Genomic DNA, 17,106 nt, shown 5'->3' with positions numbered 1-17,106 from the left:
GGCCCCGTTCTCAACTGCCGTCCAGGAACTGGAAGAGCTCCTCGTCCGTCGCGTCCGTGACGTCGAGCTTCGGCCCGGACCTGTCGGCGTCCCTGAGCGTGCGCAGCCGAACCAGCAGGCCCTCGATCCGCTGCGCGATCTCGTCCCCGTCGGGCCCCGTCGCCGAGGACGCCGTCAGGGCCGCCTCGACCCGGTCGAGCTCCGTGAGGACCGAACCCGGCGCGGGGCGCGGCGCCCGGTCCGCGAGCTCGCGGACCAGTTCACGGGCCACCGCGACGGCCGTCGGATGGTCGAACACCAGCGTCTGCGGCAGCCGCATGCCGGTCTCCGCGCCGAGGCGGTTGCGGAACTCCACGGCGGCCACCGAGTCGACGCCCAGCTCGGAGAACGCCCGGTCGGGGGCCACCGTCCGGCCTGCCGGATAGTCCAGGACGCGGGCCATCTCCGTGCACACCAGGCCGAGCAGCACCTCGTAGCGGTCGTCCTCCGCGAGACCGGCGAGCCGGTCGAGGAAGGAGCCCGCGCTCACCGGCGCCGGGCGCGCGGGGCGCGGGGCCGTGCCCCGGCCCGCGAGCCGCCGCAGGATCGGCGGCACGTCCGCCTGGGCGCGCATCGACGCCAGGTCGAGCGCCACCGGCACCAGGACCGGCTCGTCGAGGCCGAGCGCGGCGTCGAGGAGCGCCACGCCCTGCTCCGACGAGGACAGGGTCACGCCGAACCGGGCCAGCCTGGCCAGGTCCATGTCGGTGAGGTGCTCGGTCATCGTGCTGCGCTCGGCCCACATGCCCCACGCCAGGGACACGCCGGGCAGGCCCCGGGCCCGCCGGTGCTGCGCGAGGGCGTCCAGATAGGCGTTGCCCGCCGCGTAGTTGGCCTGGCCCGCCGGGCCGATCAGGCCGGACATCGAGGAGAAGAGGACGAACGCCGACAGGTCCAGGTCGCGGGTCAGCTCGTGCAGGTTCCACGCGGCGACCATCTTGGGGCTGAGCACCGCGTCGAGCCGCTCCGGGCTCAGCTCGGTGAGCACCCCGTCGTCGACGACACCGGCCGCGTGCACGACCGCCGTCAGCGGGGCCCCGGCCGGGACGTCCGCGAGGACGCGGGCGAGCGCGGCCCGGTCGGAGGTGTCGCAGGCGGCGAGGACGACCTCGGCCCCCAGCTCCGTCAGTTCGGCCGCAAGCTCCGCGCCGCGCGGCGAGTCCGCGCCCGCGCGGCTGACGAGCACCAGGCGCCGGACGCCGTGCGTGCTCACCAGGTGCCGGGCCACGACCCCGCCGAGCGTGCCGGTGCCGCCGGTGACGAGCACCGTACCGGCGCCGAACGCCCCCGCGGGCGCGGTGGAGCCGCCCGCTTCGGCCCGGGCGAGGCGGGGCACGAGGACCCGGCCCTGCCGGACGGCGAGCTGCGGCTCCTGGTCGAGCAGCGCGGCGAGTTCGCCCCACGCCACGGCCCCGTCCGCCGCCTCGTCCACGTCCACCAGGGCGAACCGGCCCGGGCTCTCCGTCTGCGCCGAGCGCACCAGGCCCCACACGCCCGCCTGGGCGAGCCCGTCGACCGGCTCCCCGGCGGCGGTGGCGACCGCGCCCCCGGTCACCAGGGCGAGCGTGCCGGAGGCCCACCGCGGGTCGGCGAGCCACTCCTGCATGACCGCGAGGACCTCCACGGTGACCTGCCGGGCGTCGGGCCCCTCCGGGCAGCGCAGGAACACCACGCCCGGGTCGTCCGGGACCTCCGCCAACTCCCGTACGAGCGTCCACCGGGCGGCGGCGGCCGCCTCGGCGGGCGCGGCCGACCAGTCGACGCGGAACATCGAGTCCGCGGGCGCGCCCGGCCCGTCGGCGGGCAGCTGCCGCACCCGCAGCGCGTCGACCGACGCCACCGGCACCCCGGCGGTGTCCGCGAGCCGCACCGACACCGCGTCCGTCCCCGCGCCCGCCATCCGCACCCGCAGCGCGGACGCCCCGGTCGCCGAGAGGGACACGCCCGACCAGGCGAACGGCAGGACGGCGCCGTCCGCCCCGTCGAGGAAGGAGCCGCACCAGATGGTGTGCAGGGCCGCGTCGAGCAGCGCCGGGTGCAGCCCGAACCGGTCCGCGTCGGCCGCGGCCTCCGCGGGCAGGGCGACCTCGGCGAACACCTCGTCGCCGCGCCGCCACAGCGCCGAGAGCCCCTGGAACGCCGGGCCGTAGTCGTAGCCGCGCGCGGCGAGGGAGGCGTACAGGTCGCCGAGCGCGACCTCCCGCGCCCCCTCCGGCGGCCACACCGCGGCCTCGAAGCCCGCGGGCTGGGCCCAGTCGGCCAGCGAGCCCTCGGCGTGCCGGACCCACTCGCCGCCCTCCACCTGGGCGTGCACCGACACCGCCCGGTGGCCGGAGCCGTCGGCGTCCTCGACCACGACCTGGACGCGGGCCCCGGTCCGCTCGCCGATGACCAGCGGGGCGTGCAGCGTCAGCTCGTAGAGCAGGCCGCAGCCGACCTCGCGGCCCGCGCGCAGGACCATCTCCACGAACGCCGCGCCGGGCACCACCACCCGGCCGAACACCGCGTGGTCGGCCAGCCACGGCTGGGACTCCAGGGAGAGCCGTCCGGTCAGGACCGTCGCGCCGGACTCCGGCAGCGCCAGGACCGCGCCGAGCAGCGGGTGCTCCCCCGCGGTCAGGCCCGCGGCCCGCAGGTCCCCGGCCGCCGCCGTCACGTCCATCCAGTACCGCTCGCGCTGGAAGGCGTACGTCGGCACCTCCACGGCCCGCGCCCCGGAACCGGCGAACACCTGCTGCCAGTCCGCCTCCACGCCGTGCGCGTACAGCGCGGCGAGCGCGGTCAGCGCCGTGGCCCCCTCCGGCCGTTCGGCGCGCAGGACCGGCACCACGACCGGCGCGGGCTCCCCGTCCCGCTCCGCGAGGCAGCCCTCCGCCATGGTGGTCACCGCGGCGTCGGGGCCCGCGCCCACGAACCGGGTGACCCCGTCGTCCTGGAGGCGGCGCACCGCGGCGGCGAACCGCACCGGCTCGCGGACCTGGCGCACCCAGTACTCCGGCGAGCACACCTCCCGCGCCGTCAGCGGCTCGCCGGTGACGGTCGACACGACGGGCAGGACCGGCTCGTGGAACGCCACCCCGGCGAGCACCTCGCGGTAGGGCTCCAGCATCGGGTCCATCAGGGGCGAGTGGAAGGCGTGGCTCACCCGCAGCCGCTTGGTGCGCCGGCCGAGGGCAGCGAAGTGCCCGGCGACCGCGAGGACCGCCTCCTCCGCCCCCGAGACGACCACGGACCGGGGCCCGTTGACGGCGGCGATGCCCACCCCCTCACCGTCGGCGCCCGCCAGGGCCCGTGCACCGGGGCCGCCCGCCAGGGCCTCGGCGACCTCCTCCTCGGTGGCCTGCACCGACACCATCGCGCCGCCCCCGGGCAGCCGCTCCATCAGCCGGCCGCGCGCCGCCACCACGCGGCACGCGTCCTCAAGCGTCCACAGGCCCGCGACGAAGGCCGCCGCGAGCTCGCCGATCGAGTGCCCGGCCAGGACCTCGGGGCGTACGCCCCACGAGCCGAGGAGCCGCGCGAGGGCCACCTCGACCGCGAACAGCGCGGGCTGCGCCCAGCCGGTCCGGTCGAGCAGTTCGGCGCCCTCCTGCGCGAACAGCACCTCGCGCAGCGGCCGGTCGAGCAGTCCCTCGAACCCGGCGCACACCTCGTCGAGCGCGGCCGCGAACACGGGGAACGCCGCGTACAACTCGCGGCCCATGCCGAGGCGCTGGGTGCCCTGCCCGGCGAAGACGAAGGCGGTGCGGCCGCCCCGGGCGGCGCCGCGCACCACGCCGGAGCCCGCGCCGCCGCCCGCGATCGCCCGCAGGCCCGCGAGCAGCCCCTCCTGGTCCTTGGCCACCACGGCGGCCCGCTGCTCGAACGCCGTCCGGGTGGTGGCGAGGGTGAACCCGGCGTCCAGCGGGTCCAGGGAGTCCACCGCGGCGAGCAGCTGCCGGGCCTGGGCGGCGAGCGCCTCGGGGGTCCTGCCGGAGAGCACCAGCGGCACGGCGGGCAGGGGCACCCGCTCCGCCCGCGCGGCCTCCTCCGCCTCGGGCGCCTGCTCCAGGACGAGGTGCGCGTTGGTGCCGCTGATGCCGAACGAGGACACCGCGGCCCGGCGCGGCTCGCCGGTCACGGGCCACTCGCGCCGCTCGGTCAGGAGGTTCACCGCCCCCGTCGACCAGTCGACGTGCGACGACGGGGCGTCCACGTGCAGGGTCCGGGGCAGGACGCCGTGCTGGAGCGCGAGGACCATCTTGATGACGCCGCCGACCCCGGCCGCGGCCTGGGTGTGCCCGATGTTGGACTTGAGCGAGCCGAGCCACAGGGGGCGGTCGCGCTCGGCGCCGTAGGTGTCGAGGAGGGCCTGCGCCTCGATGGGGTCGCCGAGGCTGGTGCCGGTGCCGTGCGCCTCGACGGCGTCGACGTCCGCGGGGGCCAGGCCCGCGTCCTCCAGGGCCTGCCGGATCACCCGCTGCTGCGCCGGGCCGTTGGGCGCGGTCAGGCCGTTGGACGCGCCGTCCTGGTTGACCGCGCTGCCGCGCACCACGGCGAGGACCGGGTGGCCGAGCCGCCGGGCGTCCGCGAGCCGCTCCACCAGGAGCATCCCGGCGCCCTCGGCCCAGCCGGTGCCGTCGGCCGCGTCGGCGAAGGACTTGCAGCGCCCGTCCGGGGACAGGCCGCGCTGCCTGCTGAAGGCGACGAGCATGCCCGGCGTCGACATCACCGTGGCCCCGCCCGCGAGCGCCATCGTGCACTCGCCCCTGCGCAGCGACTGCACCGCCAGGTGCAGCGCCACGAGCGACGAGGAGCAGGCCGTGTCGACGGTGACCGCGGGGCCCTCGAACCCGAAGGTGTACGCGATCCGCCCGGAGGCCACGCTGTTGGTGGTGCCGGTCAGCAGGTGCGCCTCCGCGCCGCCGACGGCCTGGTGCAGCCGGGGCCCGTAGTCCGGGGCCATGGCGCCCGCGAACACCCCGACCCGGGCGCCGCGCAGCGAGGCCGGGCGCACCCCGGCCCGCTCCAGGGCCTCCCAGGAGGTCTCCAGGAGGAGGCGCTGCTGCGGGTCCATCGCCACCGCCTCGCGCGGCGAGATGCCGAAGAACTCCGGGTCGAAGTCCGTGGCCCCGCGCAGGAATCCGCCGCGCCGGGTGTACGTGCGACCGGGCGTGTCGGGGTCCGGGTCGTACAGCGCGTCGGCGTCCCAGCCCCGGTCGGCGGGGAACACGGTGATCGCGTCGCCGCCCGCGTCGAGCAGCCGCCACAGCTCCTCCGGCGAGCCGACGTCGCCGGGGAAGCGGCAGCCCATGCCGACGACGGCGATCGGCTCCCGGCTCGCCTTCTCCGCGTCGGACAACCGCTGCTTGGTCTGCTGCAGTTCGGCCGTGACCCGCTTGAGGTAGTCGACCAGCTTCTCTTCGTTAGTCACAAGACCCCCGCTTCAGGACGTGCCAAGTTCGCCATCGATGAGATCGAAGAGCTCCGCGAGCTCAAGACCGTCGAGCTCGCCGCCCGGCGGTGCGGACTCCGGTGCCGCCGCGGCCTCTTCGGCCGGTTCGGGTACGGCGGGCGCGGCCGGGCCGAGCGCGGCGCCGATGTGCGCGGCGAGCGCCGACGGCGTCGGGTAGTCGAACACCAGGGTCGCCCGCAGCCGCAGGCCGGTCGCCGTGCCCAGGCGGTTGCGCAGTTCCACGGCCGTCAGGGAGTCGAAGCCGAGCTCCTTGAAGGTGCGGCCCGGGTCGATCCCGTCCGGCGCGCCGTGGGCCAGGACGGTAGCGGTGTGCTCGCGCACCAAGGTGAGGAGGGCCTGCGCGCGCTCCTCGGCGGACAGCGCGGCCAGGCGCTCGCCGAGCGGGGCGGGGCCGGCGGGGCCGCCGGTGGCCGCCGCGGCGCGGCGGACCCGCTCGCGGACCACGCCGCGCAGCAGCGCGGGCACCGCCCCCTGGGCCCGTACGGCCGCCGGGTCGAGGCGGGCCGGGACGAGCAGGGGCGCGGCGGAGGACACCGCCGCGTCGAAGAGGGCCAGGCCCTCCGCGGACGTCAGCGGCGCGAGTCCGGCGCGGCGCATCCGGCTCAGGTCGGCGTCCGCGAGGTGGCCGGTCATGCCGCTGGCCTCGGCCCACAGGCCCCAGGCGAGCGACACGCCGGGCAGGCCCCGCGCGGCACGGCGCTGCGCGAGGGCGTCGAGGAAGGCGTTGGCGGCGGCGTAGTTGGCCTGCCCCGGGAGGCCGAGGATCCCGGCGACCGAGGAGAACAGCACGAACATCGACAGGTCGAGCCCGAGGGTCAGTTCGTGCAGGTTGAGGGCGGCGTCGGCCTTGGGCCTGAGGACCCGGCCCAGCTGCTCGGGCCGCATCGCTTCGAGCACGCTGTCGTCGAGCAGCCCGGCGGCGTGCACCACGCCGGTCAGCGGCCGGTCGGCGGGGACCGTCGCGAGGAGCGCGGCCAGGGCGTCCCGGTCGGCGACGTCGCAGGCCGCCACGGTGACGTCCGCGCCCAACTCGGTCAGCTCTGCGGCGAGTTCGGCCGCGCCGGGGGCGTCGGGGCCGCGCCTGCTGGTGAGCAGCAGCCGCGTGGCGCCGTACCGGGTCACCAGGTGCCGGGCGAAGAGGCCGCCGAGGGTGCCGGTGGCGCCGGTGACGAGGACCGTGCCCCGCGCCAGGTCCGGCCGGGCCGTCGGCAGGCCCGTGGCGCGGGCGAGCCTGGGCACGAGCAGCCTCCCCTCGCGCAGCGCGAGCTGGGGTTCGGCCGCGGCCAGGGCGGTGGAGAGGGCCGCGGTGGACGCCGCGTGGGCATCCAGGTCGACGACCGCGAAGCGGTCGGGGTGCTCCCGCTGCGCGGTGCGGACCAGGCCCCACGCCGTGGTGCCCGCCAGCCCGGTGAGCTCCGCCGGATGTGCCGCGTCGGGCCGCCGTTCGTCTGCGGATGCGCCGTGGCCGGTCGCGCAGTTCCCCGCGCCCCTGACGGCCGCTCCCGTCGCGGGCTCGTCCACCGCCATCGCGTCCTGCGTGACGAAGACCAGCTTCGACGACGCGAAACGGTCGTCGGCGAGCCACTCCTGGATCAGGCTGAGCGCGCGGCCCGCGACGGCGTGGGGGTCGGCCTCGGTGACCGGGGCGAGGACGGTCTGCGGCACGGGTCCCGCGGCGGCGAGCGCGTCGAGTCCTGCGTGCAGGGGCGCGCCGGTCGCGAGGTCGTCGGTGCCGACGGCCGCCCACGACGGGGCCGCTTCGGGGGCCTCCGGTGTGCGCGCCTCGGTCCAGTCCACGCGGAACAGCGCGTCCGGGGGCCCCGCGGTCAGCTCGCCCGCGGGCATCGGCCGCAGCGCGAGGGCCTCCACCGAGGCCACCGGCGCCCCGGAGGCGTCGGCGAGGCGCAGCGCGAGGGTGTCCGGGCCGTCAGGGGTGATCCACACCCGCAGCGCGGCCGCGCCGGTGGCCCGCAGCGACACGCCCTGCCAGGAGAACGGCAGGCGGCAGTCCGGGCCGTCCCCGACGGCGGCGTGCAGGGCCGCGTCGAGCAGCGCCGGGTGCAGTCCGAACCGGCCCGCGTCCGCCGCGACCTCCTCGGGCAGGGCGACCTCGGCGAAGGTCTCCGCGCCCCGCCGCCACCAGGAGCGCAGGCCCTGGAACGCCGGGCCGTAGCGGTAGCCGAGCTCGGTCCAGCGGTCGTAGCCGCCGTCCCAGTCCACCGCGACGGCGCCGGGCGGCGGCCACGCGCTCAGGTCGAACTCCTCGGCGGGGCCCGAGGCGAGCAGGCCGCTCGCGTGCCGGGTCCAGCCGCCGGAGCCGTCCGCCGGGCGGGCGTGGACGGCCAGGGGGCGGCGGCCGTACTCGTCCTCGTCGCCGACCGTGACCCGGACGGCGACCGCGCCGTGCGGCGGCAGGACCAGCGGCACCTCGCAGGTCAGGTCCGCCACCTGGTCGCAGCCGACCTCGTCGCCCGCGCGGATCGCCAGTTCGGCGAAGGCCGCGCCGGGCAGGACCACCGTGTCGCCGAGCCCGTGGTCGGCCAGCCACGTCTGGGTCCGCGCGGAGAGCTGTCCGGTCAGGACGACGCCGCCGGAGTCGGGCAGTTCGACCACCGCGCCGAGCAGCGGGTGGTCGGCGGCGGCGAGGCCCGCGGCCGCCACGTCCGCGGCCGCGTCGGTGCGCGCGGGCTCCAGCCAGTAGCGCCGCCGCCGGAACACGGAGGTGGGGACGTCGACGGGCCGGGCGCCGGGGAAGACGGCCCGCCAGTCGGGCCGTACGCCGCGTGCGTACGCCTCGGCGAGCGAGGTGACGAAGCGCTCCTGGCCGCCGTCGTCGCGGCGCAGGGAGCCGACGGCGACCGCGTGGTCCACCAGGTCCTCGACCGCGGTCGTCAGCGCCGGATGCGGGCTGACCTCGACGAACACCGAGTGCCCCCGCTCGGCGAGCACCCTCACGGTCTCGGCGAAGCGGACCTGTTGGCGCAGATTGCGGTACCAGTACGCGCCGTCGAGGGCGGTGGTGTCCAGGACGTCGGCGGTGACCGTCGAGTAGAACGGGATCGCCGCGGGGCGCGGCGCGAGGCCGGTGAGGAGCGCGGCGAGGTCGTCGGCGATCCGCTCGACGGGCGCCGAGTGCGAGGCGTAGTCCACCGGGAGCCGCTTGACGCGCACCCCGTCGGCCTCGCAGGAGGCGACGAGTTCGTCGAGGGCGTCCAGGGCTCCGGCGACGACGACCGCCCCCGGGCCGTTGACGACGGCCACGGAGATCCGGCCCTCCCACGGGCGCAGGCGTTCGGCGGCCGCGTCCTCGGACAGGGCGACCGAGACCATGCCGCCGGTGCCGGACAGGGCCAGGATGGCCTTGCTGCGCAGGGCGACGACCTTCGCCGCGTCCGCGAGGCCGAGGGCCCCGGCGACGCAGGCGGCGGCGATCTCGCCCTGGGAGTGGCCCACCACCGCGGCGGGCTCCACGCCGTAGGAGCGCCACAGCGCGGCGAGGGACACCATCACCGCGAACAGCGCGGGCTGGACGACGTCCACCCGCTCCAGGGCGGCGGCGTCGCGCAGCACCTCGAACAGGTCCCAGTCGACGTGCGGGGCCAGGGCCTCGGCGCACGCCCGCATCGACGCGGCGAACACCGGTGCCGTGTCGAGGAGTTCCACCGCCATCCCGGCCCACTGCGAGCCCTGGCCGGGGAAGACGAACACGATGCCGCCCGGCTCGCGCGCGGTGCCGCGCACCACGCCGGGGGCGTCGCTGCCCTCGGCGAGCGCCGCGAGGCCCCGGCGCCGCGCGGGCAGGTCCGCCGCGACGACGGCGGCCCGGTGCGGCAGCCCGGAACGGGCGGCGGCCAGCGCGAACCCGGCGTCCACCGGGTCGAGTCCGGGGTGCGTGTCCAGGAAGGACAGCAGGGCCGCCGCCTGGTCCGCGAGGGCGTCCTGCGCGCTCGCGGAGAGCACCCAGGGCAGCACGGGGCCGGGCTCCGGGCGCGCCGACGGGGGCCGCGCCTCCTGCTCCTGCTCCTGCGGGGCCTGTTCGATGATGACGTGGGCGTTGGTGCCGCTGATGCCGAACGAGGACACCCCGGCCCGGCGCGGGCGGCCCGTCTCCGGCCACGGGCGCGCCTCGGTCACCAGCTCCAGGCCGCCCGCGGCCCAGTCCACGTGCGGCGTCGGCTCGTCGACGTGCAGGGTCCGCGGGACCGTGCCGTGCCGCAGGGCCTGCACCGTCTTGATCACCCCGGCCACGCCCGCGGCGGCCTGGGCGTGGCCGATGTTGGACTTCAGGGAGCCGAGCAGCAGCGGGCGTTCCGGTGCCCGGCCGCGGCCGTACGTGGCCGCGAGGGCGTCGGCCTCGATCGGGTCGCCGAGCGTCGTGCCGGTGCCGTGCGCCTCGATCACGTCGACGTCGGCGGCGGACATCCCGGCACCGGCGAGCGCCTGCCGGATGACGCGTTCCTGGGCGACGCCGTTCGGCGCGGTGAGGCCGTTCGAGGCGCCGTCCTGGTTGACCGCGCTGCCGCGCACCACGGCGAGGACGCGGTGGCCGTTGCGCCGCGCGTCCGAGAGCCGTTCGAGCACCACGGTGCCCGCGCCCTCGGCCCAGCCGGTGCCGTCGGCCCCGGCGGCGAACGCCTTGCACCGGCCGTCCTCGGAGAGGCCGCGCTGCCTGCTGAACTCCACGAACATGCCGGGCGTGGACATCACCGCGACGCCTCCGGCGAGGGCCAGCGAGCACTCCCCCGCGCGCAGGGCCTGCGCCGCCAGGTGCAGCGCCACCAGCGACGAGGAGCACGCGGTGTCCACGGTGACGGCGGGGCCCTGGAGACCGAGCGTGTAGGCGATGCGGCCGGAGGCCACGCTGATGGTGCTGCCGGTGAGGCGGTAGCCGTCGGACTCGGCGTGGGCGGCGTGCAGCCGGGGCCCGTAGTCCTGCGCCATCGCCCCGACGAACACGCCCACGGACGCGCCGCGCTGCCCCGCGGGGTCGAGCCCGGCCCGCTCCAGGGCCTCCCAGGACGTCTCCAGGAGGAGGCGCTGCTGCGGGTCCATGGCGAGGGCCTCGCGGGGCGAGATGCCGAAGAACTCGGGGTCGAACCGGTCGGCGTCGTGCAGGAATCCGCCGTGCCGGGCGTAGGACGTGCCCGCCCGGTCCGGGTCGGGGTCGTAGAGCCGGTCGGTGTCCCAGCCCCGGTTGGCGGGGAACTCCGAGATCGCGTCGGTCCCCTCCAGGACGAGGCGCCACAGGTCCTCCGGCGAGGCGACGCCGCCGGGGAGGCGGCAGGCCATCCCGACGATCGCGATGGGCTCGTCGGCCGCCGCGGCGGGGGCAGCGGGCGGCGGCGCGTCCGTGGTCCGCTCCCCTCCGGGCGTCAGCGTCCGCAGGTGGTCGGCGAGCCGGGCCGGTGTCGGGTGGCCGAACAGCGTCCCGGCCGGGAGCGCGATTCCGGTCGCCGTGCTGAGCCGGTCCCGGAGCTCCACCAGGGACAGCGAGTCGAAGCCGAGCTCCTTGAAGGTCGTGCCGGGCTCCACCGCGTCGCCGTCCGCGTGCCCGAGCACGACCGCGACCGTCGACCGTACGAGGGCCAGCAGCCCGGGCCCGGCGGGGAGGGCGGGGGCCGCCACCGCGGCGGCGGCCGTCGCGGGCTCGGCGCCCGGGGACTCGGGGACGTCGGGGGCCGCGGGCCCGGCCGTGGCCTCGGCCAGCCAGTACCGCTGGCGCTGGAAGGCGTACGTGGGCAGGCGCAGCGTCCGGGCGCCGCGCAGGGCGAAGACGCGCGGCCAGTCCACCTCGGCGCCGCGCGCGTGGAGTTCGGCGAGCGAGGTGAGGAACCGCTCGGGGCCGCCCTCGCCCCGGCGCAGCGAGCCGGTGACGACGGCGGACGCGACGCCGGCCCGCTCCACCGTCTCCCGCAGCGGCGGCACGAGCACCGGGTGCGGGCTGCACTCGACGAACACGCCGTGCCCGTCGCGGACCAGCGCCTCGGTCGCCCGCTCCAGCTCCACGGTCCGGCGCAGATTGCGGTACCAGTACGCCGCGTCGAGCCCGGCGGTGTCCAGCAGGCCGCCGGTCACCGTGGAGTAGAACGGCACCGCCGACGTCCTCGGGCTGATCCCGTCGAGGAGGGTGCGGAGGCGTTCCTCGATCTGTTCCACGTGGGCGGAGTGGGAGGCGTAGTCGACGGCGATCCTGCGGGTCTCGACGCCTTCCGCGGTCCACTGCTCGACGAGCCGGTCCAGGGCGTCGGCGTCGCCGGAGAGCACCACCGACGACGGGCCGTTGGCCGCGGCGATCGACACCGCGCCGTCCCACTCGGCGATCCGGTCGCGCACCTCGGCGGCGGAGCGCAGGACCGACACCATGCCGCCGCGCCCGGAGAGCGTGAGGATGGCCCGGCTGCGCAGCGTCACCACGCGCGCGGCGTCCTCCAGGGACAGGGCGCCCGCCACGCAGGCGGCGGCGATCTCGCCCTGGCTGTGCCCGACGACCGCCGCGGGCTCGACCCCGCAGGAGCGCCACGCGGCGGCCAGGGACACCATCACGGCGAACAGCGCGGGCTGGACGACGTCGACCCGCTCCAGGGCCGCCGCGTCGCGCAGCACCTCGTCCAGGGACCAGTCGACGTAGGGCGCGAAGGCCTCCTCGCACGCGCGCATCGACGCGGCGAACTCCGGTACGGACTCCAGGAGTCCGACGGCCATGCCCGCCCACTGCGAGCCCTGCCCGGGGAAGACGAAGACCGTCTTGCCGGACGCCGTGGCCTGGCCCTCGACCACTCCGGCGACGGCCGTGCCGGAGGCGAAGGCGGCCAGGCGGGCGCGGAGTTCGTCCCGGTCGCCGCCGGTCACCACGGCGCGGTGCCGGAAGGCGGTCCTGGTGGTGGCGAGGGACAGGCCGATGTCCGCGGCGGGCGCCGCCGCCCGCGCGTCGACGAAGGAGAGGAGCCGGGCGGCCTGGGCGCGCAGCGCCTCGGGGGTGCGGCCGGAGACCGGCCAGGCGAGGGCGGCGGGGGCCGGGCGCGCCTCGACGGCCGGGGCGGTGGTCGCCCCGGCAGCCGAGCCGACGGCCGGGGCGGTCGTGGCACCGGCCACCGGGCCGGTCGTGGCACCCGTCGCCGGGGCGGTCGTGGCGCCGGTCGCGGCGGCCGGGGGCTCGCTGACCACCAGGTGGCAGTTCGTGCCGCCCATGCCGAACGAACTCACCCCGGCCACCAGCGGCTTGTCCGGCTCGGGCCACGGCGTCAGCTCGGTCTGCACCCGCAGGCGCAGGTCGTCGAGGGGGATGTCCGCGGGCGGCGCGGTGAAGTGCAGGCTCGGCGGCAGCTGCCGGTGGTGGATGCTGAGGACCACCTTGAGCAGCCCGGCGATGCCCCCCGCGCCCTCCAGGTGCCCGATGTTGGACTTGACCGAGCCCACCGCGAGCGGGGCGTCCGGCTGCCGGGCGTGCCCCAGGGCGGCGCCGAGCGCGGCGGCCTCGATGGGGTCGCCCACCCGGGTGCCGCTGCCGTGCAGCTCCACGTACTGCACGCCGCGCAGGGCGACACCGGCGCGGCGGTAGGCCTGCCGGACGACTTCCTCCTGCGCGGAAGCGCTGGGCACGGTCAGGCCCGCGTGCTCGCCCTCGCCCGCGCCGTCGTTGTTCATGGCGCCGCCGTTGAGGACGCAGTAGACGTCGTCGCCGTCGGCGAGCGCGTCGGCCAGCGGCTTCAGCACCAGGACGCCGCCGCCCTCGCCGCGGACGAACCCGTCGGCCCGCCGGTCGAAGGTGAAGCAGCGGCCGTCCGGCGACAGGCCGCCGAACCGGGCGGCGCCGAGCGTCGTCTCGGCCAGGATGTTGAGGTTCACGCCGCCCGCGACGGCCACGCCGCACTCGCCGCGGCGCAGGCTCTCGCACGCCATGTGGACGGCCACGAGCGAGGAGGACTGCGCGGTGTCGACGGCGAGGCTCGGCCCGCGCAGGCCGAGGTGGTGCGAGACGCGGTTGGCGATGATGCTGCGGCGGGTGCCGGTCATCGTGTGGCGGCCGATCCCGGCCGCGCCCAGGCGGTCCTGGAGCGCCGCGTAGTCGTCCCACATGACGCCGACGAACACGCCGGTGTCGCCGCCGCCGAGCGTGGCGGGGACGATCCGGGCGTCCTCCAGGGCCTCCCAGGACAGCTCCAGCATCAGGCGCTGCTGCGGGTCCATCGCGGCGGCCTCGCGCGGCGAGACGCCGAAGAAGGAGGCGTCGAACCGGTCGACGCCGTCGACGAACCCGCCGAGCCGGTGCGGCAGTTCGGCGCCGCGCCAGCGGTCGTCGGGGGCCTCGCGGATCGCGTCGGTCCCGGTCCGCAGCAAGCGCCAGAACTCGTGGCCGTCGCTGGCCCCAGGGAACCGACAAGCCAATCCGACCACGGCGATCTGTCTCATGCCAGGCAGTCAACAATGCGTACGGACGCCCCGGCTTGTCGCCCGGTCCCAAAACGCGATCCGGAATCTGGTGGCCGGGAACAGCGAAGGGAAAGAAGGCCCCTACAAAAAGGCGCACCGGCATTACCCAGTGACCGTATTCTTTCGGCCACGGATAATACCGGCGCACAGGCGACGCGGGGGTCCTGCCTCTCTTTTCGGAGGCCGGACCAATGGCGTCAGTAGAGCAGGGTCACCGCCGGGTGCACATCGAGGACGGCACGGCTGTAGTCCTCCAGGATGAGCGGTGCGTTCAGCGCGTTGTGCCGGCTCATCACCGCGATGTCACGCCACAGGCGCTGCAGCGGGTTCGAGAGGGCGAACGCGCTGCCGCCGACCGCGTCGAGGAGCTTCTCCACGCCCGCCCGCGACTTCTCCTGGGCGGACTTCTCGTGCATGCGGATCCGCGCCCGGTCCGCCCACGGCATCTGCTGGGTCTCCGGAATGCCGTCGAGCGCCCTGCCGACCTCCGTCAGATGCAGCTGGGCGGTCTCGATGAGGTGCGCGGCCTCGCCGAACCACATCTGCACCGAGGGCGCGTCCGCGGCCCGCTCGAAGTTGGCGTACGTGATCGGACGGCCCTTGTCCAGGTGCGCCTTGGTGACCTCCAGGGCGCCGTGGGCCGCCCCGACGATCGCGGCGAGCGACTGCGCGCTGCCCTGGATGAGCATGCTGTCCCGGTGGTCCTCGCCCACGAGGTCCGTGAGGCTGAACGGGGTCGCCCGGCGCTCCGGGATGAACACGTCCTCGGCCACGACCGTGTGGGTGCCGGAGCCGGACAGGCCCGCGGAGTGCCAGGTCCGCTCGATCCGCAGGTCGCTCATGGGCACCACGACGCCGACGAGGTCCGTGGTCTGCTCGTCGCCGTCGTAGACGTGCACGACCGGGATGTACGCCCAGTCCGCGATCTCACAGCCCGAGCTCCACGGGAAGGTGCCGGTCACCTTGAACCCGCCCTCGGCGCGCCACGCCTTGGTGGTGGACAGGTGCGCCGTGGAGATCACGTACGCGTCGGGGTTGCCCTCGAACACGTCCTCCAGGGCGGTCTCCGGCAGCGCGTTCAGCGCGAACCGGGTCGACGCGGTGTCGATGGACAGGTTCCAGCCCGCGGAGCCGCAGGCCTTGCCGACCTCGACGATGATCGACAGGAGGTCGGGCATCGGCAGCTCGTAGCCGCCGAACCGGGTCGGCGTCGTGAGCCGGAAGAGACCGGCGTCCCGCAGCGCGACCACGACCTCCTCCGCGAGCCTGCGGTCCTGCTCGGTCTTCACCGCGTGCTCGCGGATCAGCGGAGCGAGCTCGCGGGCCCGGCGCAACAGCTCCGCCGCGTCCACCGCTGCCGCTCCGGTTGTGATGTCAGCCCGCTCACCGGCCACTGCTGTCACGAAGTCCTCCTCGGTAGGTCGCATCACTCCGTGCGGGCTAGTCAATCCAGTGGGGCCTTGCGGCCCCAGGGGCCCCGGATACCAAATGCGGCCGCCCCGCTGGTACTTGGGACCAAGTACCAGCGGGGCGGCCGCATCGCGTCTTGCCACGATGCGCCCGCCTTTCGCCTGCGGGTGCATCGTGGCTCGTCGCGCCCGCGCGGCGGAGCCGCATATCGACGCAGCCCCGCGCCCCTTTGGGGCGCTGGTCTCACACCCCGGGGACGGGGGCCGCCCCTCCCACCTCCGCGTCGGCCTGGGCCGTCACATGGCGGTCGAAGAGGAGGCCGCAGATGACCGCTCCCGCGAGGAAGACCACCGCGCCCCAGAAGAAGGCCGTGGTGTAGCTCTCCACGGACGCCTCCGCGGCGAGCTGCGGCGTGGGCTGCTTGCCCTCGACGAAGTTGTCCGCCGCGGTGATCGCCAGGGTGCTGAGCAGCGCGGTGCCGATCGAACCGCCCACCTGCTGCACGGTGTTGACCAGGGCCGAAGCGGCTCCGGCGTCCTGCGGTTCGACCCCGACCGTGGCGACCGCCGCGCCCAGGGAGACCACCAGGCCGAAGCCGACGCCCGCGATGAAGATGGGCGCGAGGATGCCGGTGGCGTACGAGCTGTCGACGCTGAGCCGGCCGAGCCAGAACGAGCCCACGGCGGCGAGGACGAGGCCGCCGGGGATCAGCACGCGCGAGCCGAGCTTCGGTTCGAGGACCGGCGGGATGGTGGTGGCGCCGATCGCGATGCCGACGATCATCGGCAGGAAGGCGAGACCGCTCTCGATCGCCGAGAAGTCCAGGATCAACTGGAGGTAGTAGGTCAGGAAGAGGAACTGGACGAACAGGCCGATGCCCAGCAGGAACATGCCCAGATACGCGCTGCCGCGGTTGCGGTGCAGCACGATCCGCATGGGCAGGAGCGGGGTGCGCGTACGGAGTTCGAACAGGACGAATGCGACCAGCAGGACGCCGCCCGCGAGGAGCAGGCCCCATACGTCGGTGCCGCCCCACTCGCCGTCGTCGGCGTTGGACAGGCCGTAGGCCAGGCAGAACAGGCCGACGGACGCCGTCACCGTGCCGGGCAGGTCGAGCTTGTCGGGACGGTGCTCCGCCTGCCGGTTGTGCATGGTCAGCATCGCGCCGACGAACACCGCCGCCGTGAAGACGACGTTGACGTACAGGCACCAGCGCCAGTCGAGCCAGTCGGTGAGGGCACCGCCGAGCAGCAGGCCGAGCGCGAGCCCGCCGCTGCCGAGGGCGCCGTAGACGCCGAAGGCCTTGACCCGTTCCTTCGGGTCCTTGAACACGGTCAGCAGGAACGACAGCGCGGCCGGTGCGACCAGGGCGGCGAAGGCGCCCTGCAACGCGCGCGCCGTGACCAGCATGGAGAAGCCGTTGGCCGCGCCGCCGAGCACCGACATGAGGCCGAAGCCGACGATGGAGATCATCAGCGACCGCTTGGCGCCGATCAGGTCGACGATCCTGCCGCCGATCAGCAGGAGGCTGCCGAAGGCGAGGGCGTAGGCGGTGACCACCCACTGCCGGTCGCCGTCGCCGAACCCGAGGTCGGCCTGGGCCGACGGCAGCGCGATGTTGACGACCGTGGTGTCCAGGAAGATCGTGAACTGGGCGACCCCGATGACGGCGAGGATTAACCAGCGCTTGGCGTAGTGCGGATCGGACGAGAGTTCCGCCGCCACCTTTGCTCCGGATTCTGCTGACTCTGACATTCCACTTACCCTTTGTC

Annotated in this window: 3 protein-coding genes and 1 pseudogene; all 4 read right to left on the bottom strand. The window is 75.9% G+C overall.

Translation table 11 applies throughout. The features are described from left to right. Nucleotides 1-10: 10 nt before the first annotated feature. Nucleotides 11-5,413 (bottom strand): annotated as a pseudogene (locus tag AC5WAM_RS28540) (type I polyketide synthase); the annotation flags it as partial. A 51-nt stretch (nt 5,414-5,464) separates the two neighbouring features. Further along, complete coding sequence (locus AC5WAM_RS28535) at nt 5,465-13,903, bottom strand: type I polyketide synthase (RefSeq protein ID WP_495519284.1); 8,439 nt, start codon at nt 13,901-13,903, stop codon at nt 5,465-5,467. A gap of 218 nt (nt 13,904-14,121) precedes the next feature. Continuing rightward, nucleotides 14,122-15,327: an acyl-CoA dehydrogenase family protein gene (locus AC5WAM_RS28530; RefSeq protein ID WP_172387679.1), complete on the bottom strand. Its 1,206-nt coding sequence runs from the start codon at nt 15,325-15,327 to the stop codon at nt 14,122-14,124. 250 nt (nt 15,328-15,577) lie between these two features. Next, a complete protein-coding gene (locus AC5WAM_RS28525) occupies nt 15,578-17,089 on the bottom strand; it encodes an MFS transporter (RefSeq protein ID WP_366795767.1) in 1,512 nt (503 codons plus the stop codon). Nucleotides 17,090-17,106 lie beyond the last annotated feature (17 nt).

It is taken from the genome of Streptomyces sp. JLYT201 (genome assembly GCF_059448825.1).
The sequence above is the reverse complement of the archived record's forward strand: the minus strand, read 5'-3'. Positions and strand labels throughout refer to the sequence as shown.

Excerpts from the sequence above, each read along its gene's own strand:
- AC5WAM_RS28535 (WP_495519284.1), bottom strand. The coding sequence starts at position 13,903 with ATGAGACAGATCGCCGTGGTCGGATTGGCTTGTCGGTTCCCTGGGGCC.
- AC5WAM_RS28525 (WP_366795767.1), bottom strand. The coding sequence starts at position 17,089 with ATGTCAGAGTCAGCAGAATCCGGAGCAAAGGTGGCGGCGGAACTCTCG.